Source organism: Thermococcus sp. JdF3 (assembly GCF_012027495.1).
GTDB lineage: Archaea > Methanobacteriota_B > Thermococci > Thermococcales > Thermococcaceae > Thermococcus.
Window position 1 is genome coordinate 144,222 of record NZ_SNUK01000005.1, and the last position, 25,637, is coordinate 169,858.

At 51.3% G+C, this 25,637-nt stretch carries 26 protein-coding genes and 1 pseudogene; 12 read left to right on the forward strand and 15 right to left on the reverse strand.

Annotation, left to right across the window (positions count from 1 at the left end):
• Positions 1–4: 4 nt before the first annotated feature.
• A complete protein-coding gene (locus E3E42_RS12200) occupies positions 5–94 on the reverse strand; it encodes a DUF433 domain-containing protein (RefSeq protein ID WP_167904385.1) in 90 nt (29 codons plus the stop codon).
• A 29-nt stretch (positions 95–123) separates the two neighbouring features.
• Complete coding sequence (locus tag E3E42_RS09225; RefSeq protein WP_167904279.1) at positions 124–1,338, reverse strand: hypothetical protein; 1,215 nt, start codon at positions 1,336–1,338, stop codon at positions 124–126.
• A gap of 97 nt (positions 1,339–1,435) precedes the next feature.
• On the opposite strand from E3E42_RS09225, the gene E3E42_RS09230 reads away from it, so the two are divergent.
• The 3 genes from E3E42_RS09230 to E3E42_RS12205 all read left to right on the forward strand — a co-directional run bounded on the left by E3E42_RS09230 (position 1,436) and on the right by E3E42_RS12205 (position 3,489).
• Complete coding sequence (locus E3E42_RS09230; RefSeq protein ID WP_167904281.1) at positions 1,436–1,654, forward strand: antitoxin VapB family protein; 219 nt, start codon at positions 1,436–1,438, stop codon at positions 1,652–1,654.
• A 124-nt stretch (positions 1,655–1,778) separates the two neighbouring features.
• On the forward strand, positions 1,779–3,098 hold the full coding sequence (locus E3E42_RS09235; protein WP_167904283.1) for an RNA-guided endonuclease TnpB family protein: 1,320 nt from the start codon (positions 1,779–1,781) through the stop codon (positions 3,096–3,098).
• Between the two features lie 250 nt (positions 3,099–3,348).
• Complete coding sequence (locus E3E42_RS12205) at positions 3,349–3,489, forward strand: type II toxin-antitoxin system VapC family toxin (RefSeq protein ID WP_370519648.1); 141 nt, start codon at positions 3,349–3,351, stop codon at positions 3,487–3,489.
• Here the strand turns inward: E3E42_RS12205 and E3E42_RS09240 are convergent.
• Together E3E42_RS09240 and E3E42_RS09245 are read right to left on the reverse strand one after the other, a co-directional pair.
• Positions 3,482–3,829 (reverse strand): ASCH domain-containing protein, encoded by a 348-nt coding sequence (locus E3E42_RS09240; protein WP_167904284.1) that lies wholly within the window; start codon positions 3,827–3,829, stop codon positions 3,482–3,484. The genes E3E42_RS12205 and E3E42_RS09240 overlap by 8 nt on opposite strands.
• Positions 3,830–3,841: 12 nt before the next feature.
• Positions 3,842–4,954: an NAD(P)/FAD-dependent oxidoreductase gene (locus E3E42_RS09245; protein ID WP_167904285.1), complete on the reverse strand. Its 1,113-nt coding sequence runs from the start codon at positions 4,952–4,954 to the stop codon at positions 3,842–3,844.
• Positions 4,955–5,015: 61 nt separating this feature from the next.
• Between E3E42_RS09245 and pcp the strand changes: the two genes are divergently transcribed.
• Genes pcp through E3E42_RS09260 form a run of 3 tightly spaced genes read left to right on the forward strand, consistent with a single transcriptional unit; the run spans position 5,016 to position 8,307 of the window.
• Complete coding sequence (pcp, locus tag E3E42_RS09250) at positions 5,016–5,618, forward strand: pyroglutamyl-peptidase I (protein ID WP_167904386.1); 603 nt, start codon at positions 5,016–5,018, stop codon at positions 5,616–5,618.
• A 39-nt stretch (positions 5,619–5,657) separates the two neighbouring features.
• Positions 5,658–7,667 carry a DUF460 domain-containing protein gene (locus E3E42_RS09255; protein ID WP_167904286.1) on the forward strand — a complete coding sequence of 670 codons (2,010 nt, stop codon included), beginning with the start codon at positions 5,658–5,660 and terminating at the stop codon, positions 7,665–7,667.
• Positions 7,668–7,695: 28 nt separating this feature from the next.
• Positions 7,696–8,307 carry a DUF2238 domain-containing protein gene (locus E3E42_RS09260; RefSeq protein WP_167904387.1) on the forward strand — a complete coding sequence of 204 codons (612 nt, stop codon included), beginning with the start codon at positions 7,696–7,698 and terminating at the stop codon, positions 8,305–8,307.
• Here the strand turns inward: E3E42_RS09260 and E3E42_RS09265 are convergent.
• The gene (locus tag E3E42_RS09265) at positions 8,288–8,596 is read right to left on the reverse strand and encodes a transcriptional regulator (protein ID WP_167904287.1); all 309 of its coding nucleotides are present in this window, start codon (positions 8,594–8,596) and stop codon (positions 8,288–8,290) included. The two genes, E3E42_RS09260 and E3E42_RS09265, sit on opposite strands and share 20 nt — an antisense overlap.
• A 4-nt stretch (positions 8,597–8,600) precedes the next feature.
• Positions 8,601–9,215: a hypothetical protein gene (locus E3E42_RS09270; RefSeq protein ID WP_167904288.1), complete on the reverse strand. Its 615-nt coding sequence runs from the start codon at positions 9,213–9,215 to the stop codon at positions 8,601–8,603.
• 139 nt (positions 9,216–9,354) lie between these two features.
• Here E3E42_RS09270 and E3E42_RS09275 point away from each other — a divergent pair, with 139 nt between their 5' ends.
• Positions 9,355–10,113, forward strand: coding sequence for a hypothetical protein (locus tag E3E42_RS09275; protein WP_167904289.1), 759 nt, complete (start codon positions 9,355–9,357; stop codon positions 10,111–10,113).
• 57 nt (positions 10,114–10,170) lie between these two features.
• Here E3E42_RS09275 and E3E42_RS09280 read toward each other — a convergent pair whose 3' ends face one another.
• From E3E42_RS09280 to E3E42_RS09310, 7 genes and pseudogenes are all read right to left on the reverse strand, one after another.
• Complete coding sequence (locus tag E3E42_RS09280; RefSeq protein WP_167904290.1) at positions 10,171–10,371, reverse strand: TIGR04140 family protein; 201 nt, start codon at positions 10,369–10,371, stop codon at positions 10,171–10,173.
• A gap of 41 nt (positions 10,372–10,412) precedes the next feature.
• Positions 10,413–11,383 (reverse strand): annotated as a pseudogene (locus E3E42_RS09285) (TIGR00269 family protein).
• A gap of 88 nt (positions 11,384–11,471) precedes the next feature.
• On the reverse strand, positions 11,472–12,605 hold the full coding sequence (locus tag E3E42_RS09290; RefSeq protein WP_167904388.1) for a site-2 protease family protein: 1,134 nt from the start codon (positions 12,603–12,605) through the stop codon (positions 11,472–11,474).
• Positions 12,606–12,691: 86 nt separating this feature from the next.
• Positions 12,692–14,038, reverse strand: a complete 1,347-nt coding sequence (locus E3E42_RS09295) for a nucleotide sugar dehydrogenase (RefSeq protein WP_167904292.1) — start codon at positions 14,036–14,038, stop codon at positions 12,692–12,694.
• A complete protein-coding gene (locus E3E42_RS09300; protein ID WP_167904389.1) occupies positions 14,035–14,985 on the reverse strand; it encodes a UDP-N-acetylglucosamine 3-dehydrogenase in 951 nt (316 codons plus the stop codon). Before E3E42_RS09300 ends, E3E42_RS09295 begins: the two co-directional genes overlap by 4 nt.
• A gap of 22 nt (positions 14,986–15,007) precedes the next feature.
• Positions 15,008–16,111 (reverse strand): DegT/DnrJ/EryC1/StrS aminotransferase family protein, encoded by a 1,104-nt coding sequence (locus E3E42_RS09305; protein WP_167904293.1) that lies wholly within the window; start codon positions 16,109–16,111, stop codon positions 15,008–15,010.
• 10 nt (positions 16,112–16,121) lie between these two features.
• Positions 16,122–16,727, reverse strand: a complete 606-nt coding sequence (locus E3E42_RS09310) for an acyltransferase (protein WP_206206093.1) — start codon at positions 16,725–16,727, stop codon at positions 16,122–16,124.
• A gap of 71 nt (positions 16,728–16,798) precedes the next feature.
• Between E3E42_RS09310 and E3E42_RS09315 the strand changes: the two genes are divergently transcribed.
• Genes E3E42_RS09315 through E3E42_RS09335 form a run of 5 tightly spaced genes read left to right on the forward strand, consistent with a single transcriptional unit; the run spans position 16,799 to position 23,136 of the window.
• Positions 16,799–17,983, forward strand: coding sequence for a glycosyltransferase family 4 protein (locus tag E3E42_RS09315; protein ID WP_167904295.1), 1,185 nt, complete (start codon positions 16,799–16,801; stop codon positions 17,981–17,983).
• Entirely contained in the window at positions 17,980–19,242 is a 1,263-nt protein-coding gene (locus E3E42_RS09320; protein WP_240913679.1) for a terpene cyclase/mutase family protein, read from the forward strand. The genes E3E42_RS09315 and E3E42_RS09320 overlap by 4 nt, the downstream gene beginning before the upstream one ends.
• The gene (locus tag E3E42_RS09325) at positions 19,235–20,392 is read left to right on the forward strand and encodes a glycosyltransferase family 4 protein (protein WP_167904297.1); all 1,158 of its coding nucleotides are present in this window, start codon (positions 19,235–19,237) and stop codon (positions 20,390–20,392) included. The genes E3E42_RS09320 and E3E42_RS09325 overlap by 8 nt, the downstream gene beginning before the upstream one ends.
• A complete protein-coding gene (locus E3E42_RS09330; protein WP_167904299.1) occupies positions 20,392–21,540 on the forward strand; it encodes a glycosyltransferase family 4 protein in 1,149 nt (382 codons plus the stop codon). Before E3E42_RS09325 ends, E3E42_RS09330 begins: the two co-directional genes overlap by 1 nt.
• A 6-nt stretch (positions 21,541–21,546) precedes the next feature.
• On the forward strand, positions 21,547–23,136 hold the full coding sequence (locus tag E3E42_RS09335; RefSeq protein WP_167904301.1) for an alkaline phosphatase family protein: 1,590 nt from the start codon (positions 21,547–21,549) through the stop codon (positions 23,134–23,136).
• Between the two features lie 183 nt (positions 23,137–23,319).
• Here E3E42_RS09335 and E3E42_RS09340 read toward each other — a convergent pair whose 3' ends face one another.
• Entirely contained in the window at positions 23,320–24,855 is a 1,536-nt protein-coding gene (locus E3E42_RS09340) for a flippase (RefSeq protein WP_167904302.1), read from the reverse strand.
• A 5-nt stretch (positions 24,856–24,860) separates the two neighbouring features.
• Positions 24,861–25,601, reverse strand: a complete 741-nt coding sequence (locus tag E3E42_RS09345) for a sulfite exporter TauE/SafE family protein (protein WP_240913680.1) — start codon at positions 25,599–25,601, stop codon at positions 24,861–24,863.
• Between the last annotated feature and the right edge of the window lie 36 nt (positions 25,602–25,637).

A 25,637-nucleotide genomic window follows, 5' to 3' on the forward strand; every position in this document is an offset into this window, starting at 1 on the left:
CTTTTTAACTTTTCAGAAATGCCTTCAAATCCTCTTCTGTCAGTGGGGGATAGTTCTCTATTATTTCCTCAAATGTCCATCCATTGGTTTGTATCTACGCACGAAGTCTTAATTATGTTTCCTCTACTCTTTCCACGTTCCAATAATGTTCCTTATCACTTCCTGGAACTCATTCTCCCCGGGTTTGTTTGGAAATACCTGCTCTATTACCTTGTACCCCTCACGTTCGAGTTTGTGCATGTAGTGAGCTGGCATCTTATCAATCGCCGCCACAATAAACTTAATGTTCCCAAAAGTTTCGGGAAACTTGGCTCTATACTCTAGGAGCTGTTTTAGGTCGTTCTGGGTCATCTCAACCTTCGCGTCTATTAGAACTGCTCTATTAGGTGGATTTTCGAGGATATCCTTCCTTGAGTGGTACTCTCCTTTGAAAATCATGATGTCGGGTTTCACATGGATTCTTTTGGAGGAGCGCATCGATGCAAGAACTTTCATGGCTTCTGCATAAGTTCTGGGGAGTTTTACTCCAATAATTTTCTCAGCTTCTTCGTATTCGCCGTTTGCTATTCTCTTTGCGGCCTCGTCAATTATCAGCCAGAAACGGCCCCACACTACTTTAGTCCAATCTTTTATTGAGAACTGGTACCACACAGTAACTGGTGGGTTTAAATTGCTTCCCACCAGTGTTGGCCAGTCCTTGTGCGTTATCTGAAGTGTCCTCTCCTCTGGAGTTTCCTTGAGCATAGCGTCAATAACGAGCATCAGAACATAGAGTTCATGTGCAAACCGGATTTTCTCCTTTAGAGACCTTGTTCTGCTCCTTGGATTTGGAAAGACCAGCGAGTTGAACTTTGCCAGTTCAGGATTCTCGTGAACTTCCTCGCCCCTTGCTCCCCTTATGTGAACCTCCAGATTTAGCCTCTTTTCTGTCTCCCATACCTTCTTGATGAGCGGCGGAGCCTTTCTCTCGTATTCGTTGATGGCCTGATTCTCGCTTCCAAGGATTTCAAATTCGTATCTTCCAAGAATTTCTCTGTTTCGGGAGAGCTCCTGACTGATAGTTTTCGTCTGGAGGTTTATCCTGTAAATCTTGGGATAGAAATGCCCTCTGTTCGAGAAACTAAACTCAACGAGTTCAATTTCTTCTCCAAAAACCTTTTCTGCTTCTTCTATCGAAATGTCATACGTAATTTCCTCATCTTCCTTCCTGGAAGGTCTGAAAAGTTTGGAAATGTGCATCAGTTTGGAGTCCATGACGATGTAAGTGTAATCCCCTCCCCGGGAGCTTTTGTAAGTTTCTCTCACCGCGATATGGTCATTTTCTAACTTGATGGCCATTTTGCCTCCCCTCTTGGTTAAAGCATATCAATTTTTAATGTTTTCAGGGGGAATAATGCGTAAATATGATGCATGCACACAATGTATTGGTGAGAGCATGGTTAAGACGATAACGATTTCGGACGATGTTTACAATGAACTCGTCCGGATTAAGGGCAAGAAATCTTTCAGTGAACTGTTTCGGGAGCTCTTAAGGGAGAGAAAGGGAAACGTCGACGCTCTGCGCCACCTGCGCGGCATATTGAGTGAGGAGGAGTACCGGGAAACAAAGAGGAAGCTCAAAGAGATCGAGGAGGAGTTTGAAAAATGGGGGTAGTCCTTGACTTTTCTCTCTTCTCAAGTCTCGTCCTTTAGGGCGGGGATGCAATAAACAACCCAACCGGCTTTTCATCAGGAAAGCAATACTTTTTTAAAGCTTAAAATTCATACCACAGCTTAAGATGAGACGTTCGGTAACGGTCAAACTCCAGCCCTCGAAGGAGCAAGAGAAAATTCTTTTCCAGTTAGCCCACACAACAGCAATAATCTGGAATAAACTCAACTACGAAAGACTCAAGCAGTTCAAGGAGTTTGGTAAAATAGACTTTGGAACCACCGAGAAGGAGGCATATCACTCTTTCAAAGACTGGATTGGTGGTTCAACAGTCCAGCAAATCTGTCGCAAGAACGCGGAAGCATGGCGTTCATTCTTCTCCCTCAGTAAAAAGAAAAAGAAGGGGGAACTCCCCGACTGGTTCAAGCCAAGACCACCAAAGTTCATCAGAGAGAAGAACGGGCGAAAACTCTTCGTTATTCCGCTTAGAAACGACCAATACAGGATTAAGGATAACGTCATCGAGTTGAGGAGGCTCGGGAAGTTCAGGAAACTGGAAATTCAATTCAAGGGGAGAATACACTTGCGAGGCAAGCAGGGGCGGTTAGAGATAACTTACGACGAGGTAAAGCGTAAATGGTATGCTCACGTTAGTTTCACTGTCGAGGAAAAACTTGAGGGTGAGGAGGGGGTTAAACTCCCGAGGAAACCAAAGGGCAACCTCTCAGCCGGAATAGACTTGGGAGTGAACAATTTAATGGCCGTTTATGTCGAGAGTGGAGAAAGCTTTCTCGTGAACGGGAGGCCGTTAAAGAGTATTGACTTCTACTGGCAGAAGAAGATTGGGGAGTATCAGTCAAAACTCAACAAGTCCGGAGCCAAAACGAGCAGAAAGCTCAAAAGAATGCACGAGAGGGCTAAACTTCAGGCCAAACACTACATTAACACGGCAGTTAGACAAACCGTTAGAAAACTCTATGATTTGGGAGTTTCTAAAATCGTTGTTGGCTACCCGAAGGGAATAGCCCGGAACTCCGATAAGGGCAGGAAGCAGAATTTCCTCCTCTCTCACGTGTGGCGGTTTAATTACGTTATTAAACGCTTGAAGGAAGTTGCTGAAGAGTATGGTATTCAGGTTTTGGTTGTTAGTGAGGCTTTCACTTCTCAAACGTGCCCTCTCTGTGGCCAACGCCATTCTAACGCTCGTTTTGTTCGTGGGTTATTTAAGTGCCACAGAGAGGGCGTTGTAATGAATGCTGACTTGGTTGGGGCGTTTAACATTTTGAAGAAAGTGGTAAAAACCATAACCCCAAGTCTGGAGGGTCTTAAGGCCTTCCGGATGAGGGGTAATGGGGGGAAGGCCCTCCCCGAGGGGTTCGAAGAATCCTCTTCGAGGGTTATCCTGATGAGAACCCCTCAAACCTCCCCGTCACTGGCGAGGGGTTAATTCACTGGAACCCCCGCCCTGAAGGGCGGGGAGGAGGTCAGACAAATGTGATAATAGAAATCGCTAGGGATAACGAGGAAGTCTTTGAAAAAGTCACGGCTTTGGACAACACCTTCTACATAACCTCGATATCAAGTTCGAAATCCTTGTCGGGATGCCTAAAAAAGATGAACTCATATGACTTGAAACGCTCATCGAGCTCCCCTTTGATGGGAAATGCGCCGAAATAGCCTCGTATCTCCATAAAAAACTGCGGGAAAAGGGAAGTCCCATGTCCTTTAGGGACCTGTTCATAGCATCAATTGCGATTGTTAATGGCCTGCCGGTAATAACCTTGGACAGCGACTTTGAGGTTTTGAAGGAATTGGGCTTTGAAGTTCACATCATTTAGGCTCTCCAACCCACGCCCCAGGTTCGACCTCTATCGCCGCCACCCCGTACTTCCTCTCCTTTTCCTCCGAGTAGAAGCGGCGGTACACCTTAACACCGTCCTCGACGCTCCCCACTCCCGGGAGGACGTTCTCAATGCCCTCCTTCTCCAGCATCTCCCTGAAGGAGGAGTAAACCCTCACGTCCTTCACGACGCACACCAGCTTGTTCTCGAAGATTATCTCGTCTCCCGGCCTGATTCCCTGCCTCTTCTCGTCGTAAAGCCTGCCTTCAATCCTCTTCCTTCCCTCGGCTATCGCCTTCAGGTACTCCTCCTGGAGCCCCATCCTCCACGTCGCCACCCTTTCACCTCCTCAGACGAGGTAGCGAACGATGCTCGGGCTTATCCTTATTAGCTTTGCGAGGAGTTTTGGCCTCCTGAGTATCGCCTTCGCGGTCTTCACGTGGTCGTCAAAGTCGGCCTGCCCTTCTATGACCTCCTTCGCCTCCGCGCTTCCGAGAACCTCAAAGACGCGCTCGATGTTCTCCTGGCTCATTCCCCTGAAAATCTTCCTGAAGCGCAGTCCGAAGCTTATCTGATTCCGTATTTCCCGGCAGAGCCTCTCGTACTCAGCCAGCTTCCCCACCATCAGGGCTTCCCTGAGGGCACGGGCGCAGAGCATCCCGAAGACGATTCCCCCCGCGGTGGTCGGCTTTATCTGCAGTGCCGCGTCCCCGAGCAGTGCCACGTTGCCCCTCACCCACGGCTTTCTCCAGCCGAAACCAACCGAACCCGCCTTGAACTCGACTATGGAGGTGGGCTTGAGCATCCTCACCCGGAGGAAGCGGTTGAGGGCCTCGATGCTCCCGAGGGTTCCGACCCTCGCCAGCCCCTCGTTCACCGGCGCCACCCACATGAAGAAGTCCCCGTTCATGTCCTTGTTCACCCAGACCTCAACGAAGTCCTTCCTGAACTCCCCAACGACCTCCACCTCATAGCCGCTCAGGAACTCCGCGTCCGTCCTGGCCCCGATGGCTTTGGCAACGGCACTGTTAACGCCGTCCGCCCCAACGTAGAAGCTTGCCTCAACTTCGAGGGTTTCTCCCAGGTGCTGGAGCACGGCTTTCCCGTTCCTGAACCCCTTGAAAGTCGTGGCCATGTAGTATTCCACACCCCTCCGAGCGGCCCTTTCGGCCAGGCTCTTCTCCAGGGCTTTCCTGTCCACAAGGTATGCCTGGGAGGTCTTCCTCTCTATTTCAAAGCTCTGAATCCGTGAGTAGAACACCGCACCGCGGAGTTCGTTTATTACAGCCTCCTCAGGGAGGCCAAGCCTCTCGTAGTTCGCCGCCCCGATGATGCCCGTGCAGGCTTTACCTCCAAACGCACCTTTCTTTTCGACTACAGCGACGCTGAAGTCCCTGGCGAGCAGGTTCGCAAGGTAGTTGCCCGCGGGCCCGCCACCAATGATGAGAACATCGTACTTCATCCTCACCCCTCGTCCGAAGTAGTTTTTAAACCCTAAAAACCTAACCTTCCCGGTGATTGAGATGAAGGTTCTCATAACAGGTTTTGAACCCTTTGGGGGAGAGGAGATAAACCCGTCATGGAAGGCGGTTGAGCGGCTTCCGGAGAGTATAGGCGGGGCGAGGCTGATAAAACACAGGCTGCCGGTGACCTTCAGGGGAGTCAGGGAGATTCTGCCGAGGCTCATCGTGGAGGAGCGCCCCGATGTGGTCATCATGACGGGTCAGGCTGGGGGACGGCCCAACGTGACCGTTGAAAGGGTTGCGATAAACGTGATGGACAGCAAGATGCCGGACAACGAGGGCTTTGCCCCCGAGGACGAGCCGGTCTTTGAGGGCGCCCCGGCCGCGTACTTCGCGACGCTCCCCATAAAGGCCATCGTTGCTGCCCTTCGGAGAGAGAACATACCTGCGGCGGTCTCCAACACCGCCGGCACCTACGTCTGCAACGCGGCCATGTTCACGGCGCTCCACACGATAGCCGTTGCAGGGATGGAAACTAGAGCTGGCTTCATCCATGTGCCCTTTATCCACGAGCAGGCCCTGGAAAAGCCGAGGCCCTCTATGGCCCTGGAAACCATAACGCGGGCATTTGAGGTCGCCGTTAGGACCTCGCTTGAGGTCTGAAACCTTTTTAAATCCTCTTTCCTACCCCCTACAAAGCCCATGAGGGTGAGGCCTATTCTAATCCTCGGCATTGATGTGATAAGTGAGAATCCGAAGAAGTTCGCGGTGGTGAGCTGGTTCAACGGCAGGCTGGAGAGAAAGGGTGAGTTCACACTCTACAGGCTGATCCGGTTCATCCAGTCGAAGCGGCCCGAGATGGTCGCCGTTGACAGCGTCACCGAGCTGGGTGAGGACTTGAGGAAGTTCCTCCGCGCCCTTCCATCCGGAACGAAGCTCGTCCAGGTGACCGGAAGGCCGGGTGAGCAGCGCTCCCTCCAGAGCCTCGCGAAGGAGCACGGCATAAGGGCAGGAGACCGCTTCGACCCCTACGAGGAGGCCAGGCTCTCCGCACTCCTTGCGAGCAGGGGGGTCGGCTACGAGGTTCTCGCCTTCGAGGACGAGGTTATAATCAAGGTCACCCGGGGAAGGAGCCACGGCAAAGGTGGCTGGAGCCAGGACCGCTACAGAAAGCGCGTTCACAACCTCGTCAGGGATAAGGTGAGGGAGATAGAGGACAGGCTCAGAAGGGCGGAGATACCCTTCGACCTCGAAACGGAGGAGCGGGACTACGGCCTGGCCAGGGGGGAGTTCCGAGTCTACGCGGCCAGGGAGGAGCTGGCGGGGCTGATAAGACCCGCGCGCGGCGGGGACGTTGAGGTTCGAATCTACCCGGTTGAGAGGGCCGAGCTCGGCTTCGCTCCGCTGAAGGGTGAGGAGGCGATACGGGAGAGGAGGAGCATCATAGTCGGCATAGACCCGGGGATAACTGTCGGTATAGCGGCTATAGACCTGAACGGGAGGATAGTGGCCCTCCACAGCCAGAGAAACATGCCCATCGGCGAGGTCTTTCGCTTCATCAGCGAGGTCGGTCACCCGGTCATAGTGGCCACCGACGTCTCCCCCGCCCCGGGCTTCGTGGAGAAGATAGCACGCTCCTTCAAGGCAAACCTGTTCGTTCCCAGGGAGAGCCTCCGCGTTCAGGACAAGAACGAACTGCTGAGGGACCTCGGAATAACCGTTGAGGATGACCACCAGCGCGATGCTCTGGCCGCCGCCTACAAGGCCTACCTCCGGCTGAAGCCGAAGCTGGAACACGTGGATGCCAGGCTGCGGGAGGCCGGCCTGACAAAGAAGTCCGACGAGGTAAAGGCCCTCGTTATACAAGGTTACAACCTCGGGGAGGCGATGCAGAGGGTGACCTTAAGGGAGAGGCCGAGGGAGGAGGAAGAGCACGAAGAGGGGCCGAGTGTTGACGTGAGGCCCTACCACCGAAAAATCCGCGAGCTGAAGGGGAGGATAGAGCTGCTCGAGCGGGAGAACGAGGAGCTTCGCGGGATAATCAGGGAGCAGAGGAGAACCATCGAGAGGCTCGAGAGGCGCATAGCTGACTACGACGAGGAGGTGAGGAGGAAGGTACTCCGCGAGAGGGAGCTTGAGGCGAAGGTTAAGCGCATAGAGGTGTTGGAAAAGCAGCTTAAGGAAGCCAAGGCGGTCATAGAGCGTCTGAGCAGGGACCTGGTCCAGGTCAAGCGCATGAACGTGGTTGAAATCCGCGGCAGTGCGATCCCGCTCAAGGTTATGGAGGTTCTGAGCTGGCGCGAGCTTGAGAGGATAGAGCGCGACATCGGGATCAGGCGCGGGGATGTACTCTTCGTGGTGAACCCGGCTGGGGCGGGGAAGGCGATCGCAGAGGAGCTGGTCGGGAAGGGCATCCGGGCCCTCATAACGGAGAAACCGGTTCCGGAGCCGGTGGCGGAGGTGCTCCGCGAGGCCCACGTGCCCTTCTTCACCTCGGAGGAGCTTGACGTCAAGCGCGTCGATGAGTTCGCGGTTGTGGAGCGCGAGACCCTGGAGAGGGCCATTGATGGGCTTCTGGAGAAGTGGAGGCTGGAGGACGAGAAAAGAGAGGCGGAAAAGGTTCTCCGTCTTCTGGAGGAGTACCGGCTGGAGAGGAAGAAGGAGCTGAAAAGGAAGGCTGAAGAGGAGGCGAGGGCTGAGAGAAAGACTTAAGTAGTTCGGGAAACGTCCCGGACTGGTGATGCTTATAAACCGCGAGTCCCACATTATCTTCACCTCGCTCGTCGTGCTCGCGGTGGGCTTTCTCACCGGGATATACTACCGCAGGGTGGACCATATCCTGAGAACCGGCTGGATGATAGCTTTCGTACTCCTAACTTACCACGTCAGCGGCCGCTACGAAAGGCCAGATGGTGTCGCCGGCGCCCTGCTGAGCCCTTTCTTCAACCGCGGAACCCTCGCGATAACCTCTATTTTCCTGGCCGTACACACCTCCCTCGTGAACGTCCCTTTCACCACCGTTGATCTCTTCAACGTCGAGATGAGGAGCGTGGATATGATAAGCCACTTCCTCGGCGGCCTCGTGATGTGGCTGATTATAACGGAGGTGCTCATGAACCTCAGGCCGGACTTGGAGAGGGGGGAGCTGCTGGGTTACTCCTTCGTGGTTCTCCTCGCTGTGGGCATCGGCTGGGAGTTCGTGGAGTGGATTGGAAGCCACTTCACCGAGGGAATCCTTCAAGAAACGCTCCTCAACAAGGTTAGAGACGTTTTGATGGAACAACTCGGGGCACTGTCCGGCCTGCTGATGGTCTCAGGGAGGGACTATCCCTTCACCCTTCCCGGGAAATGAGTGATAGCGCTTCCTTCAGAGCCCTCAGATACTCCCCGGTTTCCTTCGCTCCCTTCTCGGTTATCCTCACCGCCGTCCTCGGTCTGTCGGCGAAGACCTTGTAGAGCTCGACGTAGCCCGCTTTTTCCAGGGCCTTGAGATGAGAGTCGAGGTTTCCCGGTGTCACTTCGAGAACCTCTAGGAGTTCCTTGAAGAGGGCCCTCCCTCGTGGAAGCAGGTAGAGCATGGCTCCTAACCTTATGGGGTTCCCCAGGACGTGGTTTCTGCTCAGCTCCCGCAGAGCCTCCATGCTATCACCGCTCTATTGCCCTGAAGGCGGAGTAGATGTAGAGCATCACCGAGAGTGAGAACCCCAGCGCGACGAGAAATCCCGCCCAGACCATGGCCCCGCTTTCCATCTTGGCCGCAAAGGCTATTCCCAGGGCTGGAATCAGGAATGAGGGAATAATCTCCCACTCCACTCCGCTGTACTTTGCGAAGATCAGCCACATGCCGAAGACCGAGAAGGCTATGAAGCTCAGAAAACCCACCGCGAGGCTGGAATCCGGGTTTACGCCGAGATTCATTCTGGGTACGAGGCCCCACCCGAGGATGATTCCCGTTATCCAGGAGAATGCTATGAGGATTCCGCCGGTGGTCGATGATTCCACTTCGTTTCCTGTTACCATACCCAGCCTCTGAAGTCTCTTCCATACCCTTCCCGTGAAACCCATCGCCAGCATGAACGCCACGGGCCAGTAAACGATATTGAACTGCCAGGGAAGGTCAAAAACGCCGATGATCACGTAGTATAACAGCATCACCGAGAGCCATGCCCCAAAGTTCATCGCGCCGTACATCTTCCCCGCCGCTATCAGCTTGCCCTCAACCCTCTCCAGGATGGTCTTCAGCTCCCTGACGTCTTCCATGGTATCACCATTTATAGATGGAACGACCGATTATTTATAACATGAGGTTTTTCTGAATCGCAGAACATCCTCGGCTTTGATACAGAAGATGAAGAATAGTTTTAAATACAACGTTAAATAAAACGTGTGGGGTGATACCATGGAGCTTTTAAGCACCGGTATTCCTGCTCTCGACAGGGCTCTCGGGGGCGGTCTGCTCGAGGACAGCAACCTCCTCATCGTTTACGATACATACTCCAAGGGATGGGCCCTTGCTTTTGAGATACTCAGGAATCGTATTCGCGCGGGAGATTTTGGGGTGATAATTGACTCTGTTCTCCCGATATCATCGCTGGAGATGGAGCTCAGGGCCGCCGATTTTGACATTGCTTCGGAGGGTATGGCGGGTAATGTTGCAGTTATAGATGTGTTCTCCTCTTTTTATGGGATCGAATATCCGTACGATTTTGTATACACCGATGGGACGATGGATGCCGGTACGTTTTTACCGAAGTACAGCAGGCTCTACCGCCGTCTGCTGACCGAACGCATCGGAGACAGGAGGCCGGTTGGTATAGATGTCACCATAGATGGGCTGGCTTTTCTGTTTGGAACGGAGAACTTCCTGTCGGTCTTCCAGCGTCTCATCGCGGATAAGGAGAAGGCCAGAATAACCGAAACCCGGAAGCGTCCGATAAATATCTTTCTCCTCAACAGGGGACGGGCTTCGGGTGACATTGTGGCATGGGTTTCCCTCTACAGCCAGTACGTCCTTGAGTTCAGCTCCAGCAGTGCCCCCTTGAAGGAGAGGATGATCATCAGAAAATCTCCTCTCCCGGAGTTCAACCCACTGAAAAGTCAGTATAGCTTCAGGCTCTGGGGAGGAAAGGTTGAGCTTAGTCCCGTTCAGTCTAGGTGATACCCCATGTTTTTAGTCATTTTGATAGTCGCACGGTAGCTGGCGAAGGGTTCCGAACTAACCCCCCGCCCTCGCCAGGCGGAGCCCCCTCATGAAGCGTTCGATTTCCCTTTCGTTTCCCTCGATCAGAACCCTGCTGAGGGGTATGCCGTGTCTCTCGATTTTCCCGAGAACCGTCAGCTTGACCTCCGCCCCGCTCTTTTCCATGATTTCCTCGAGCTCGGCAGGGGGAATTGGAGTTAGGATTTCCCGCCTCATTGTTCACCCTACTGAACAGCCGTTTATAAATACTCTCTCAGTTAATCCACCCGGAACGTTAGCCCTCTCTCCTTGCCCTCCTCTCCACCTGGAGGCGGAACTGGCAGGCCTTGCATATCTCTCCCGTCGTCGGCTGGCCGCAGATTTTGCACCTGTTCAGCTCGCTCGTCCTTTTGGTGTACGTCCTCGCTATGAGGGGGAATAGCTTGTCGTAGCTCCTCAGTATCTGATACTTCGTCCCCGGATGCCTCTCCTCCATCTCGTTGATCCAGTCCCGAATTTCGGCCCTGAATGCCTCAACGGTGTAGGGACACTCGCTGAAATCAACCTCCATGTTGTTGAGGACCGCGTAGAGAACTATCTCCTTCTCGGGAATCTCACGGAGGGGCTTTATCCTGGGGACAAGCTCTGGGTGTATCTCCTCATAGTAGGGACCGGTCCTTCCGAGGCGTGCCACATCACCGCGCAGTATGTTCATGATGAACATCTGAACCTCGTCGTCGAGGTTGTGCCCCACGGCCAGTCTGTCGGCGCCCACGTCCTTAGCCGCGTAGTTTAGGAGCCAGCGCCTCCAGACGCCGCAGTAGGAGCACGCCCCAACTCTCTCGCCCTTTTCAAAGCTCCCCATTATCTCAACGGTCTCGTCCAGGGTGAAGCCCATGTACTCCTTGAATGAATAGACCCTGTGCTCTATGCCCAGCTTCTCGGCGTTCCTCCTGGCTATCTCGACACTGGGAGGCCTGTACCCGGCTATTCCTTCGTCAATCGTTATCGCGACCAGCTCGAAGGGGAACCTCTCGCGCAGCTTCGCCAGGAGGTGCATGAGAACGACGCTGTCCTTTCCGCCGCTCACACCCACGGCTATCCTCTCACCCTTCTCTATGAGGCGGTACCTTTTGACGGTCTCCTTGAACTTCTTCTCCACGAGTTCGTTGAAGTGCTTTCTGCAGTAGTACCGCCCGGTGTATCTCGCATGATAGACTGCATCACGGCCGCATTTCGAACACTTCATCCTCCCACCGGAGGGGAGTGGGAACGCCTCTTAAAAAGGTTGGCTTCAAGCCGCCGGAAGAAGATGGGGTGGGTGCACTTGGATGGCGCTACCCCGTGAGGTTCATTATTGCCGGGAGAATGTTGAGGGCCAGCAGGAAGAGGCCCACCCCTATGGTGAAGTACCTGACCGGCTTCGCGACGCTCTCCGGCAGGTAGCGTTTGAACACGTCGTCGAGCATCCTCCCGCCGTCCAGCGGGACGAGCGGGAAGAGGTTCATAAGCCCGATGCCTATGTTGAGCACGTATATCCAGTAGAAGGTGAAGAACAGCGGCAGCACCAGCCAGTCGGCTCCCACCTTTGAGACCACGTTCTGCGCGGGGTAGATTCCTATGTAGCCCTTCTCCGGGTTATCCGGATGCGCCCCGAGCTTCAGCGGGAGGTTCAGCTCCTGACCTTCCCTGAGGACCGTGAGCGTGACCATCTGACCCGGCTTCGTCCCGTTCATGAAGTTTATGAAGTTCTCCATGTCCCTTATCTGAACACCATCCATGGCGACTATAACATCCCCCTTCTGAAGGATTCCGTGGGCCGGGCCGTCCTCCAGCACGCCGGACACGAGGATTCCGGATGGCTGAAGAACGGGTGAGATGGCGAAGTTGAGGATCAAAACAGCTAGGAGCGCCGTTGCAACGTTGGCGAGTGAGCCGGCCCCGTAAACCCTCAGCCTGGTGCGCAGGGAGGCCCTCTCAAGCTCCTCCTCGTCCGGCTCGACGAAGGCGCCGGGTATGACGGCGAGGAGAACCAGACCCACAGATTTCAGCGGCAGGTTCTCGGCCCTCGCCACTATTCCGTGACTCAGCTCGTGGACCACCATGACGACGGCGAGGGCTATCAGGCCGTACCAGAGGGGTATCGTTACCCCGGGGATGACGAGCTGTACACCTCCGCCCTCCCCTCCGCTCTGGATGGTTTTCAGTGCCGTTCTTAGGAGTGCGTAGAAGACGTAGGCCATGCCCATAAAGCCAAGGGCGATTCCGACATCCGCGTAGACCTTCCAGAAGCGTCTGCTCCTGCGTGCGAGACCGTCGATGAACCCGAGCAGTCTCTTCGTTCTCCACATGGCGATGAAGAGATCAACCGTCAGGCCCTCCTCCTTCTCCTCCCGTCTCCCGAAGAGGGCGTATAGGATAACCCAGAAGGCAGCGATTCCAATGATGACTGTGATGAGGGCGGTGTTCATTTGGGTCACCTGATAGGGGCTTGCCGGTGGGGTTTAAAAACGTACTCTTCAATGATTATTCAAAATCCCAATAAAGAAGATAAGTTTTACTGTACCTTCCCTACTCTTAGATACATGAACCGTTGCTTTTGAACTTCTTCGGGCTTCAGAACATTTCTTCCGTCCACTATAACCCTGTTGCGCATTTCCTTGGCCACTCTTTCAAGGTCCAGCTCTTTGAATTCTTTGTGATCCGCAGTAATGACTATCGCGTCGATGTCCTTGAAGTCCTCCTTCCACTCAGCTCCGAAGCGTTCCGCATCTTCAGGAGTGCACAGCGGGTCGTAAGCGTAAACGTTGGCGCCCCACTCTTTGAGCTCCTGAATGATGGGCTTTGCGGCGGCCTTCATGAACTCTCTCACTCCACCTCTGAACGTTAGGCCGAGCACGAGGATGTTGCTTCCCTTCAGCGGCCTGCCAATCTCATTGAGGCCTTTTATGGTGAGTTCAACAACGTGGTGGGGCATCGAGTCGTTTATTTCCCTGGCCGTCTTGATCAGGCGTGGGTTAGTCTTTTTCGCGAGGTTTATCACGAACCAGGGGTAAACGGGAATGCAGTGACCGCCAACACCGGCCCCTGGCATGTGAAGGTGGCAGTATGGTTGCGTATTCGCCGCCTGAAAGATCTCAAGGGCATCCAAACCGTGTTCCTCGCACCACATGGCGAGCTCGTTGGCGAGGGCAATGTTGACGTCCCTGTAAACGCCCTCGAAGACCTTAACGGCCTCGGCAGCCTTGATAGAGCTCATGGGAATTACGCCCTTCCTGTTTATGGTTTCATAGATGCCGATGACGGCTTCAAGGGTATTCTCGTCGCTGGCTCCAACTATCTTGGGGTACTGGCCGGTGATGTCCCTGATGGCGGTTCCTGTCATGGTCCTCTCGGGAGCGTGGGCCAGGCCGAACTCGCCAAGCTCCAAACCTGACTTCTCCAGAATTGGAATCAGGCTCTCGGTGGTTCCTGGTGGCATAGTAGCCTCAGTTATAACTATGTCTCCCCTTTCGAGCCCCTGGGAAATCTTTTCCGCCACATCGTAGACCGGCCCAAGCTTTAGGTTGCCCCTCTCGTCCGTGAGAGTTGGTACGAGGATGACCATGACGTCAGCCTGCTTGGCCGCCCAGACGCCATCCGTCGTTGCTCTGAGCCTTCCCACCTCAACGTTTTTTCTGACCAGTTCATCGAGGCCCGGCTCTTCCTTGACGTGGTTCTCGCCTTTGTTTATCATCTCAACGACTTTCTCGTTAATGTCCACGCCTATGACTCTGGCACCGTGGTCAGCGAAGACCGCCGCTAAGGGAAGGCCCATCTTCCCCATGCCGTAGACGGCTATTGTAACCTCGCCGTTCTTGAGGGCAGTTTTAACTTCATCCCTCGTCAGGCCGATGAGCTTCATGCCTTCACCCCCATGACCTCTCCGGTTCTGGCGCTCTCCTGGGCAAGGAGGGCAACCCTGAGAGCGTGGAGACCTGCTTCTCCATCCACAATGGGCTTTTCCCTTTTCTCAACGCATTCAATGAAGTGTTCCAGCTCGTTCCTGAGGGGCTCTCTCCTCTGTATCTTGGCCTCCTTGACCCAGTCGCTGTTGTAGAGCCTGAGGGTCTGGTCGATGTAGTCAAGGTACGCTATGCCAGCGGTTCCTACGACTGTTAAGGTTCTGGTTTTGTGGGGCGTGAGCCAGTTGGTCTCCACTATCCCGGTGCCCTCCTCAAAGCCGAGCGTTATTAGGGCGTGGTCTTCAACTCCGGCCGGGTGGACAACGTTTCCGGCCCGGGCGTAGACCGTCCTAACGGGTTCGCTGAAGAGGTAGCTTATCACGTCTATATCATGGACCCCGAGGTCTATTATTATCCCGACGTCGCGTATGCGGGCCGCCATTGGACCAACCCTTTTGGCGCTGATCGTTACCATTTCGCCCAGCTCTCCCCCGGATATGAGCTCTTTGAGCCTCAGAACCGCCGGGTTAAAGCGCTCGATGTGGCCCACCATCAGGGTAACCCCAGCCTCTTCCGCGGCTGTGATAATCGCTTTGGCGTTTTCTATGGTGTCTGCTATCGGCTTCTCGACGAGCACGCTCGTCCCTTCATTTATGAACTCCAGGGCAACGTCCCTGTGAAGAGAGGTCGGAACGGCAACGCTCACCGCGTCCAGCTTTTCCTTCGCGAGCTCCCTGTAGTCTGCATAGGGAATCGTGTCAAACCTCCTGGCTATCTCCTTGGCCCTCTCAAAGTCCGCATCTGCAACCCCAACGAGCTCGACTTTTCCTTCCCTGGCCAGCTCCGAGTAAACCCTGGCATGATGCTGGCCCATCATTCCAACACCAACAACTCCAACGCGGAGCATTCTCATCACCGAAGACAAGAAGTTAAGAGGAAAGTTCATCCAGTGTTTCCAGTATGTACGCGATGTCCTCCTCACTAACTGCCGGGTGCACTGGTAGGCTGAGGACTTTCTGGCTGGCTTCTATCGCGTTGGGACAGCAGTCCATCTCATAGCCGAGCTTCTGGAAGAGTGGCTGGTGGTGGACGGGCATTGGGTAGTGGACGGCCGTGCCGATTCCCCTCTCGCGGAGCTTCATCATAAGTTTGTCCCTGCCGAGCGGGAAGTCATCCTCAACCCTGATCACATACTGGTGGAAGACGTGATATGCCCTTGGGTCAACGTACGGTGGCGTGAGTCCCGGGATTTTCTCGATGCCCTTGCTGAGCCTTCTTGCGTTCTCCTTCCTGATTTCGTTCCACCTATCGAGCTTCCTGAGCTGAACCCTGCCGAGGGCCCCGCCGATGTTTGTCATCCTCAGGTTGTAGCCGAGCTCGACGTGGAGATACTTCTCGGCCTGCCCGTGGCTCCTGATGAGCCTGGCTCTCCTCGCGAGTTCGTCATCGTTAGTTACAACCATTCCGCCCTCGCCGGTGGTCATGTTCTTCGTCGGGTAGAAGCTGAACGCTGCTATATGGCCGAGGGTTCCCACCTTTTGCCCTTCAAACATTGCCCCATGCGCTTGAGCGCAGTCCTCAACGAGGTAGAGGTTGTAATCCTCGGCTATCTCCCTGAAGGCCTTCATGTCGGCGGGCTGGCCGTAGAGGTGGACGACGAGGATTGCCTTCGTCTTGTCCGTTATCTTCTCAAGAACCTCCTCTGGGTTGAGGTTGTAGGTTTTCGGATCGATGTCCGCAAAAACTGGCTTTGCGTTCTGGAAGAGGATCGAGGTGGCTGATGCAATGAACGTGAACGGGGTGGTTATCACCTCGTCCCCCGGCCCCATCCTGAGGGCTTTGAGGGCTACGTCTAGGGCCGCTGTGCCGTTGGCGACGGCAACGCCGTGTCTGGCTCCAAGGTAATCGGCGAACTCCCTCTCGAAGGCCTCAACCTCTTTCCCGTGGGCCAGCATTCCGCTCTTCAATACTTCGACGACGGCGTTTATCTCCTCATCCCCGATCAGGGGCTTGGCGATTGGTATGCTTCTCATTTCTATCGCCTCAGAGGTCTTTCTCCTTGAGATAGCGCTCGTAATCTTCCCTCCTTATTTTAACCTCCCTTCCACAGTGGGAGCATTTGAAGATTATGTGTTCTTCATCCTCTCTGATTTTCTCCTCCAGTTTTCTCCCGCAGTAGCAGACGAAGCCCTTTAAGCGTGCGGGGCTCCCGTAGACGAGTCCAAAGGGCGGGACGTCCTTGGTAACGACGGCTCCGGCCCCGACCATCGCGTACTCGCCTATGGTAACTCCGCATACTATCGTGGCGTGGGCCCCAATGCTCGCCCCCTTCTTTACAAGCGTTGGCACTACCTCCCAGTCCTGGTTGAAGGCCCTCGGGTAGAGGTCGTTGGTGAAGGTCATGTGGGGGCCAAGGAAAACGTCGTCTTCGACCTTAACGCCGTGATAAACGCTCACTCCGTTCTGGATTTTAACGTTATTGCCTATCTCGACGTCAGCGTCGATGTAGACGTCCTTTCCAATATTGCAGTTCCTTCCTATCCTGGCACCCTTTCTGATGTGGGCAAAGTGCCAGATTCTCGTTCCCTCTCCAATCTCTGCTCCCTCTTCAACAACAGCCAAGGGGTGGGCGAAATATTTTTTAGCCATGGGGAACACCACAACTTTTGACACGTTAAGGTTATAAAAGCATTTGTGAGGTATGAAATAGGAGGATCTCTATGAATCCGACTAGTAGTCTTGTGGTATTTTCTCAGGTGTTTCCCCCGGAGAAGGGAGGGAACGCATCCAGAATGGGGGATCTATACAAGTACCTGACTCTATTTGGTGTTAAAGTGATTGTTGTTTCTTCAATCGAAACGTACCCTTTCGGCAGTTTCAAGCGGGAATTCAGGCTTTTTAAGAGGGAAGGGAACGTCATCAGGCTTTTTACGTATCAACCTGGGGAAAATGCATCGAATATAGAACGGGCGTTATATTATACTATTTTCCCTATTGTGGCCAGTATATGGTTAATTTTAAACAGAAAATCCGTGGATGTGGTCCTGGTTACATCGCCCCCTCCTCAGATGTATCTCATTGCACTAATTGCTAAACTTCTAAAAAAGAAGGTTATAGTGGACGTGAGAGACCTTTTCTTAGACGTCAGCGTCAGTCTGGGCTTCATACGATCCGGCAGTCTAGTTGAGAGGGCTTTTAGATTCATTGAATCCAGGGCATTAAGTTCTGCCGAGGCCGTAACCACGGTAACCCATATGATACGAAAGCAGTTGTGGGAAGATTACGGAATTAATCCTTCAAAATGTTATGTCGTGCCGAATGGTGTTGATCTGGAACTCTTTAAATGCGATAACTCTATTCGTAAGCCTCAGATGGTTTATGCGGGATACTTTGGCCATGCCCAGGATTTTGACACTTTTCTGAGGGGATACTCTGCCATTGATGAAAGTGATAGGCTACCCTTAATCTTGGCTGGGAAAGGCGAGACACTTCAAAATGTGCTGGCGAGGGTAGAAGAACTTGGGATATCAGGATGGGTTAAATACATAGGGGTACTCCCCAGGAAGGAGGTTGTTAAACTTCTCTGTTCCTCCAGTATTGGAGTGGCTCCAATAAGGATTGATGAAAGCTTGAAGTACGCGATACCCTCCAAGATATATGAGTACCTAGCGTGCGGCCTGCCATTTGTGGGTGTTGGCCATGGGGAGATCGAGAAAATTGCATCGGAAAGCAGGGCTGGATGTGTGGGCAGGACTCCCCAGGAAGTGGCCATGTGTATAAAGTATCTCATGAACTCCAACCGTCGAAAAATGGCAATCAGAGGGTTAAAATATGTGTCTAAGTATAGTCGGGAAAACTCAGCCCGAATGTTTTTAAGGATCCTCAACCTCATGAGGGATAGATGATGAAAACAGAGCTTAGCGAGTACCTTCACTCACTGCTGGATCGAGTGTCTGAGTATTTAATAATAGAAGACGAGATGGGATACATAAAGGATCCCATTTTTGGGATAGTCAGGAATCGAGTCTCCGCTGAGTACTTAAAATCACTCATTCGACTCAGGGGGGATCAAGATACCGATTTAATCCTCAAGCTTGTGAATTTTCTATTATCCCGACAAAATTCCAGCGGCTCATGGAACGAGGTTCATCCTAACTACAACCAGGAGTCTGCTCTTGTAACGTCCTTTGTTGGGGAGGCATTGATCATAGCCTTTTTACATCCAGACCTCGATGGGGGGTCGAAACGGCGTATCGAAGAGTCCCTGAAAAAGGCGAGAGATTTTGTTCTAAATAACGAGATTGAGCCGGGATATTTCCGCAAGTCCAAGCTGTACACAGCGGATTATCCCAATGTCAATGCAACCTGTGGAGCTTTTTTGGCTCAGTACTACAGCGTCTTTGGAGATGAGTTATCCTTTGACGGCGCCAAGAGAGCCGCCAGAAGAGTTTGTGACTCACAATTTAAAAACGGCGCCTTTCCGTATACTGTAACCCCCGGAAATGCTAAATATAACCTAAATGTACCCTGCATTCATTACCAGGGAGTCACCCTGTATTACCTCTCCAAGATTCAGAACGTCATTGGAGAACGGTGGCTTGAAAGATGTATGTTACGGGGAGTCGAATGGCTCTCACACGTTCAGCGTCCTAACGGGAGGTTTAACTGGGCAGAGAGTGGGCTGATGTTCGCATACTATCTGACCGGGGCATATGCGTTTGGTATTGCATCCTTCATGTATGCTTCTAAGTGGAAGGAGGAGTATCTCACGAACGCCAGTTTGCTGTTAAGTCCCCTAAAAGACAATACCCCCAGCATCGTGCTTAGATGGGAGCGGGGAAAGTGGAGAGAATTTCCGAGGGATGTCGTAGTATCCTTTAGGAGCGCAATGATTGGAGATTATCCACTCGGGCATAGATTGTTTAGATTTGGCTATGCCCTTTACAGGCAGATTTCAAGAAGGAGATTCTCGGAGGATGTGAAGAATGATGCTCTGTTCCGCCTTGCAACGAGGCTCCTTGGAATTCAAACCTCGACGATTGAGCCTTCGAAGAACTTCCCGGACATGTTCATGACCTCTGAGGTGTTGGATTCTTTGAGTTATGGTTTACATGTTCGTGGATACTTAAAAAGTGGTAGCGGTGAGTTGCAGGGAGATGATTGATGTGAGAGTATTTTTGTTGCTCACGAATCCGTTTAAACCTGATCCGAGAGTTTACAAGGAAGCAAAAACCCTACTAGAACTGGGTTTTGAGGTAACTGTTGTGGCGTGGGATAGGGAAGGCAGATACTCTCCCAACGAGGTAATAGATGGGATCAAAGTCCATCGAATAGTCGTGAAGTCAGAATATTCGTCGTTGGGGGATTTTGTTTTAAAGATCCCCATTTTTTATCTCAAAGCTTTTAAGTATATCATGGATCACCGGGATGAGATTTATGCTATCCATGCAAACGACATGGATACGGCACCACTGGCTTTCTTTTTATCCCGTCTTTTGAAAACAAAGTTTATCTATGATATACATGACCTGTACTATACCCGCATTTCCTTAATGAAGGAAAACGAAACCGAGAGTCTTTTGAGAAAGCTCCTTAGAGCATCCGAACTCCTATTTGCCCGTTTGGCAGATTCTGTAATAACCGTAAGTAGATCTCTTGGAGGACAGCACAAGGGGATTAAGGAGTTCTTAGTGAGTGGTGGAGTGGCCCCCGATAAAATCCCCGTAGTGTGGAATGTGCCTGAACTTCAATCTTTTTATTGCGTTCCCAAGAAAAAACGAGGTAAGATTGTTGTGGGATATATAGGGAGTATAAGGAGTGTCTCCAATTTTATTCCATTGCTTGAGCTTGCGAAGAAGAATAAACTAGTGAAGGTCCTCTTTGTGGGGGGAGGCCCTTCGGAAAAAAAGATGCAGGAATTAGTATCTTCCAAGTATTCGGAAGCGGATGTTGAGTTTATTGGAGAGGTTAAATACCCTGACGTCCCCAAGTATTATTCTCTATGTGATGTTGTTTATTCGGTTTATCCTCCAACAGAGAACATTAGGCGGGGAATAGCAGTTAAAATGTTCGAGAGCATTGCAATGGGAGTTCCGGTAATAGTCAACAAAAATTCGCTAATGGAGGACTTCGTTAATTTATATAGATGTGGAGTTGCCGTTGATGTTGATAGTGACAATCTTGAAAGTGTGCTTGATGGCATCCTGAAAATAAGGCCTTCCTCGGGGTTGAGGGAAAAGTGGAATTGGAAAGTTAATAAAAGAGCCATTAAGAGGGCATACTTTTTTAAGATAAATTCTGGAGGGAGTAAATAATGGAGGAAGATAGAAATCTTCTGATAGTCACAAACTCTTACCCAGATAGGGATGGCATGTACTATGGAGGTATATTTGTCAAAGATCAGATCTGGTATCTAAAAAGGTACTTTAAAAGCATCTACGTTATCTCCCCCCAGCCGTGGGGTGTAAATAAAGGCCTTGCTAACTACGAGTATGATAATGTAAAGGTGTTTTTCCCGAGGTTTTTCCACGCTCCCGTAACGTACTTCAGGAAAAAACTGGGGGAGAACTTCTTTAAGGCTGCCCTGAGGGTGATAAAACGCGAAAAGCTTGAGTTTGACCTGATCCACGCTCACTTCACGTGGCCAAGCGGGTATGCCGGTCTCAAACTGAAGAAAGTTTATAGAGTTCCTTTGGTATTAACAACACACGGTCTTCATGTAACTAGGCTTAATTCTATGAAAAAAAAGCATGCTATGGAGACTTGGAATTCTGTTGACGCTATAATTAATGTATCACGAAAATGTGTGGAACTCTTAAAGGAGTTGGGGTTGCCTGCTTCTAAATTATACTATGTTCCAAATGGAGTAGACCTTAAAAAATTCTATCCAATTGATCAATTCGTCGCAAGGGAGACTCTGGGCGTGCCCACTAACAAAAGAGTCATCGTGAGTGTTGGAAATCTTGTAGAGAAAAAAGGGTATATATACCTAATACAAGCGGCTAAAATACTTCAGGAACTACGGGATGACTTTGTGGTTTATATTGTTGGAGGAGGACCTTTATATAGCCATCTTCAAAAAGAGATACTAAGTCTTGGGCTTAAAAAACATGTGTTTCTTGTAGGACGCAAACCTCACGATGAAGTGGCTCTTTGGATGAATGCCGCGGATGTTTTTGTTTTACCGAGTTTAGTAGAAAATTTTGGTGTTGTTAACATTGAGGCTTTGGCATGTGGGAAACCTGTAATTTCTACGTATAATGGTGGAAGTGAGGAAGTAATAATTTCCAACGATTATGGGTTCCTTTGTCCTCCTAAGGATCCGGAGTGCTTAGCAGAGAAAATTTTAATGGCCCTTAACAAAGAGTGGGACAGGGAAAAGATGAGGAAGTATGCGGAGCAGTTCTCATGGAGCAAGGTAGTACACCAAATTTTGGGAGTGTATAACAAGGTTCTTGGGTGATTGCTCATGTCAGATACCAAAGTTTTGGTAGTGGGATTGGATGGAGCGACATGGGACGTGATCATTCCATTTGTTAGGCAGAAAAAACTGAAAACATTTAAAAAACTCCTTGAGCGGGGTTCTTGGGGGATTTTAAAGAGTACTCTTCCTCCGGTTACGGTGCCTGCTTGGCCGTCATTTGCTACTGGTAAAAATCCAGCAAAATTGGGAGTATATAACTTCTTAATTGTTGACAATAAAACGGGGAAAGTTAGAATAGTAAGGTCTACTGATGTGAAATCCAAAAAGATATGGGATTACCTTGGGTTCCATGGCAAGACATCAGTAGTTATAAATCATCCTGTTACGTACCCCCCTGAAAAGATCAAGGGGGTTATGGTTTCTGGTATGTTGACCCCTCCAGGATCAAGTGATTATACTTATCCACCTGAGTTATTGCGGGAGTTGGAACAACTTGAGTATATTATAGAACCGGATCCGGAAGTCGTTAAAAAGAAATGGGATACTGAAGAATTCGTAGATGAATTGATTAAAACAATACAGAAACGAACAGAAGTCGTTCTTCATCTAATGGAAAATTATTCATGGGACTTTTTCTTCGTCTTATTTAGGGCAACTGATGTCATTCAGCACAAACAGTTTCAAAACAAAGAAAAAATGCTTCGGATATACTCTGAAATTGATAGAAGTCTGGAGAACATACTGAACTCTGTGCCAGAAGATACTATTATCATGCTGATGTCTGACCATGGGTTCTGTGAGCTTAACAGGTATTTCAACATTACTAGATGGCTTTATGACATGGGGTATATTAAACTTAAAAAGAAAGAGGAATCTCCCGAGAATTTCACTAGCTCTTTGCTAATGAAGATTGGCATCACTCAGGCCTCTATTTTGAGAGTTCTTAGAAAACTTCGCTTGGACTGGATACGGAAATACCTCCCGATACGCCTTAAATCAAAATTACCCGCCTCATCTGTTGAGATAGATCTTAAGGAGAGTCTGGTTTATCCTGGAATTTTGTTCACAGGAGCATCACAGTACCTCTCAATTAATCGTGAAAAAGTTCACGATGAAATTGAATATAAGAGACTTGTGGATGAGTTAGTATCTAAGCTGTCTAACCTTAAAGACCCGGAAACAGGAGAGCCTGTTATTGAGGCTATATACCTGAAAGAAGAGATTTATTCTGGCCCATACCTCCCTGAGGCTCCTGATATTGTATTTTTGTTGAAGAGGGGGTATGGCCTTACAACATTTCTAGACCTGAGTGGTCCTGTCTTTGAGAGCGTGAACTCTTCATTTGGAACTCATCATATAAATGGTATCTTCCTTGCATGTGGCCCAGGAATTAAGGAGGGGCATGAAATTCGGCCAGCGGAAATTATTGATGTCGCACCAACAATCCTCCATATTTTTGGCATTCCAATTCCTGATGATATGGACGGAAAGGTTTTAATGGAGATTTTTAAAGAGGATTCGACATTCATAAAAAGAAAACCTAAATATGTTAACCCCAGTTACTATGAGCAGAAACAAACTGAGGAAAAGATCAAGAGAGCTGTTAAGAATCTTAAGGTTAAAGGCAGACTTTAGACATGCTCTTCTTGAACAGGAGTTTTTGTACTCTTTGATTTTTATTTCCAGACCATCTATTTCTCTTAGTAAAGGCTTGGTAGCTATCTCATATGGGGCTGAAACTTTCTGGGGTTCATGTTAAGCCTCAGTTTCATTAGACATTGGACGATAGCTGAGGGCATACAAATAGCGATTTGTTGTTCATAATCTTTCAAACCTCTCCAAAAATCTGGTAATGAACCCCAGATCCCATCCGAACTTCTGGCCTATTGCCCTTACCAGATCAATGTCCTCGGGCTCCACGGTTTTCAGGAGGAGTATTATTGCTGCATAACACAGGAACGACGCACCGACTACGATGAGGGCAGTGATAAATCCCACGTTGGCAGGGGCGAGAGCCTTCAGAGCGAGTGTTATTAGAATTGCGACACCCACCTGCAGGGAGTAGCTCCTCCCAAATGGATGAATCCCCGTCCTGCGGTAGAGCCATCCGGAGCGGAAGAGGTTTGCGACAATGTAGGAAACCGAAGTGGCGATGGCCGCGCCGCTTATTCCGTACTCTGGTATAAGAATGATGTTGAGAAGGACGTTGGATGTTGCGGCAAACACGTTTCCAATGAGGTTTGAGGTGGGTTCTCCGATAACAGTCAGGCTCATCCCGTTAAGCCCAAGGAGGGTGTGGAACATGAACCCGATGGCGAGTATCTCAAGGGCGGGGTAAGATGATGCGTACTTCGCCCCAAATAGGGCCGTTATCATGATCTCGGGAAAGACCACGAGTAGCAGGAAGAGGGGAAACGTCGGCAGGAAAATCCACCGAGTTATTATCTGGTATATCCTTTTGAGTTCCTTCATTTTGTCCTCCGTATAGAATGATGTTGCTATGGGAGTGAAGAGAAAGCCAGCGGACCCTAGAAAGACCGGAATGAATCTTGCCAGGGGTGAGGCAGCGTTGTAAAGGCCGACGATGTCTGAGTTGAAATAATAGCCCAGCATCAGGGTGTCTGTCCAGTTCATGATGTAGTCCAGTATCCCCGTAAGCATGAGGGGCACCGAGAACACTACCAGACCCTTTGCGATGGTAGCGTCGAAGGAGAACCTGAGCCTGAGAATGCCCAGCCGGAGGGTCTCGATGAGGAGGCTCATGGAAGTCAGGGCCTGGGAAAGAACGTATCCCACGAAGAGGGTTTCGAAATCTAGCCCTCCGAAAACGACGATGAGGACAACCAGCAGATAGGCCGAAGGTGCCAGTATCTTCTGGTAGTAGAAGTTTTCTCTTACTCTGCCGAATCCCCTGGAAATCGCTATTATAATTGAGGTCAATGCCATAAATGGCATTGCTGGAGCCGTGAGGCGAAGGGCCCTTGTGAGGTATTGGTCGTTGAGGATCTGGGAGATGTAGGGGGCGAGGAGCAGATAAACAACCGTAATCATCAGAGAGGTGATGAGGATTAGGATCAGGGACGTGGAGATGAGACGTGCTACCCTTTCCGGGCCCTCTTTACGGTAGCGGGAGAGCTCCCTGGGCAGTCCTGATGGAAACCCCAGAAGGGCCATTATGAGGCCTATACTCAGGAGAGTGAGGGCGAGATTAAACGTTCCGTACTGGGCCCTCTCAAAATGCCTGGCTACGAGGGTTCGTGACACAAAAGTTATAAGAACTCCGATTATTCCTCCGAAGAAAACTATTCCCGTCCCCCTCGCCATCCTCTGGAGAGCATGATTAACCTCGTCCAAGCCTTTCACCTGCCCAGCAGTGTGAAAATGCCTATCAGCAGTATTATCACGTTCATGGCCCTTTTAAGCTTCTCCTTGTCGACTTGAGTGTTAACATGCGTCCCGAGGTAGACCCCTAGGACAGTCCCGGCTATGAGAACCCCCGCTAGGGAGTGGTCCACGCTTCTCATTCCCGCGTAGTTCAGGAAGCTGAGGGCCGAAAGCGCCAGCCCGTGGACTATAGTAACCCCAACCACATCCTTCGGGTCGAGCCTAGCAACGTTCATCAGGGTGAAGCTGACTATGACGCCAGCTCCGACGGAGGTGAACTGAACCGTCAGGCCAACGATGAAGCCGAGCAGGTAAACGTAGGCCCACCTCGGCCTCACCGGGACGCGGAATTCGCCTTTGAGGAGGCTCAAAACTGCGCTGACGACGAGTATTGCCCCGAGGAGCATGGTAAGGTGGTCGTTGAGGGCGTTCCGGTCTATCTCGCGGAGGATTATCCCGCCCAGAACTATCGCCGGGACGCTTCCGGCGAGGAGGCGGAGCGCTATATCGTACCTTATCCTGCCCTTCCTCCCGTGGAAGAAGACGCCGAATATCCTGGTGACGGTGGCGTAGAGCAGGTCGGTTCCGACGGCAGTTAGGGGTTCAACGCCGAGAAAGATGAGGGAAGGGGTCATCAGGGCCCCGCCGCCGACCCCCGTTAGGCCCACGAGAAAGCCGACGAGGAAGCCCAGTCCTACGAAGGTCAGCGGGTTCAAGGCCTTAACCTCCAGTTTAAGGCAGGTAGCCGAGGG

Coding starts and splice junctions, on each gene's coding strand:
- E3E42_RS09225 (WP_167904279.1), bottom strand. CDS start 1,338: ATGGCCATCAAGTTAGAAAATGACCATATCGCGGTGAGAGAAACTTAC.
- E3E42_RS09230 (WP_167904281.1), top strand. CDS start 1,436: ATGGTTAAGACGATAACGATTTCGGACGATGTTTACAATGAACTCGTC.
- E3E42_RS09235 (WP_167904283.1), top strand. CDS start 1,779: ATGAGACGTTCGGTAACGGTCAAACTCCAGCCCTCGAAGGAGCAAGAG.
- E3E42_RS09245 (WP_167904285.1), bottom strand. CDS start 4,954: ATGAAGTACGATGTTCTCATCATTGGTGGCGGGCCCGCGGGCAACTAC.
- pcp (WP_167904386.1), top strand. CDS start 5,016: ATGAAGGTTCTCATAACAGGTTTTGAACCCTTTGGGGGAGAGGAGATA.
- E3E42_RS09255 (WP_167904286.1), top strand. CDS start 5,658: ATGAGGGTGAGGCCTATTCTAATCCTCGGCATTGATGTGATAAGTGAG.
- E3E42_RS09260 (WP_167904387.1), top strand. CDS start 7,696: ATGCTTATAAACCGCGAGTCCCACATTATCTTCACCTCGCTCGTCGTG.
- E3E42_RS09265 (WP_167904287.1), bottom strand. CDS start 8,596: ATGGAGGCTCTGCGGGAGCTGAGCAGAAACCACGTCCTGGGGAACCCC.
- E3E42_RS09270 (WP_167904288.1), bottom strand. CDS start 9,215: ATGGAAGACGTCAGGGAGCTGAAGACCATCCTGGAGAGGGTTGAGGGC.
- E3E42_RS09275 (WP_167904289.1), top strand. CDS start 9,355: ATGGAGCTTTTAAGCACCGGTATTCCTGCTCTCGACAGGGCTCTCGGG.
- E3E42_RS09280 (WP_167904290.1), bottom strand. CDS start 10,371: ATGAGGCGGGAAATCCTAACTCCAATTCCCCCTGCCGAGCTCGAGGAA.
- E3E42_RS09290 (WP_167904388.1), bottom strand. CDS start 12,605: ATGAACACCGCCCTCATCACAGTCATCATTGGAATCGCTGCCTTCTGG.
- E3E42_RS09295 (WP_167904292.1), bottom strand. CDS start 14,038: ATGAAGCTCATCGGCCTGACGAGGGATGAAGTTAAAACTGCCCTCAAG.
- E3E42_RS09300 (WP_167904389.1), bottom strand. CDS start 14,985: ATGCTCCGCGTTGGAGTTGTTGGTGTTGGAATGATGGGCCAGCATCAT.
- E3E42_RS09305 (WP_167904293.1), bottom strand. CDS start 16,111: ATGAGAAGCATACCAATCGCCAAGCCCCTGATCGGGGATGAGGAGATA.
- E3E42_RS09310 (WP_206206093.1), bottom strand. CDS start 16,727: ATGGCTAAAAAATATTTCGCCCACCCCTTGGCTGTTGTTGAAGAGGGA.
- E3E42_RS09315 (WP_167904295.1), top strand. CDS start 16,799: ATGAATCCGACTAGTAGTCTTGTGGTATTTTCTCAGGTGTTTCCCCCG.
- E3E42_RS09320 (WP_240913679.1), top strand. CDS start 17,980: ATGATGAAAACAGAGCTTAGCGAGTACCTTCACTCACTGCTGGATCGA.
- E3E42_RS09325 (WP_167904297.1), top strand. CDS start 19,235: ATGATTGATGTGAGAGTATTTTTGTTGCTCACGAATCCGTTTAAACCT.
- E3E42_RS09330 (WP_167904299.1), top strand. CDS start 20,392: ATGGAGGAAGATAGAAATCTTCTGATAGTCACAAACTCTTACCCAGAT.
- E3E42_RS09335 (WP_167904301.1), top strand. CDS start 21,547: ATGTCAGATACCAAAGTTTTGGTAGTGGGATTGGATGGAGCGACATGG.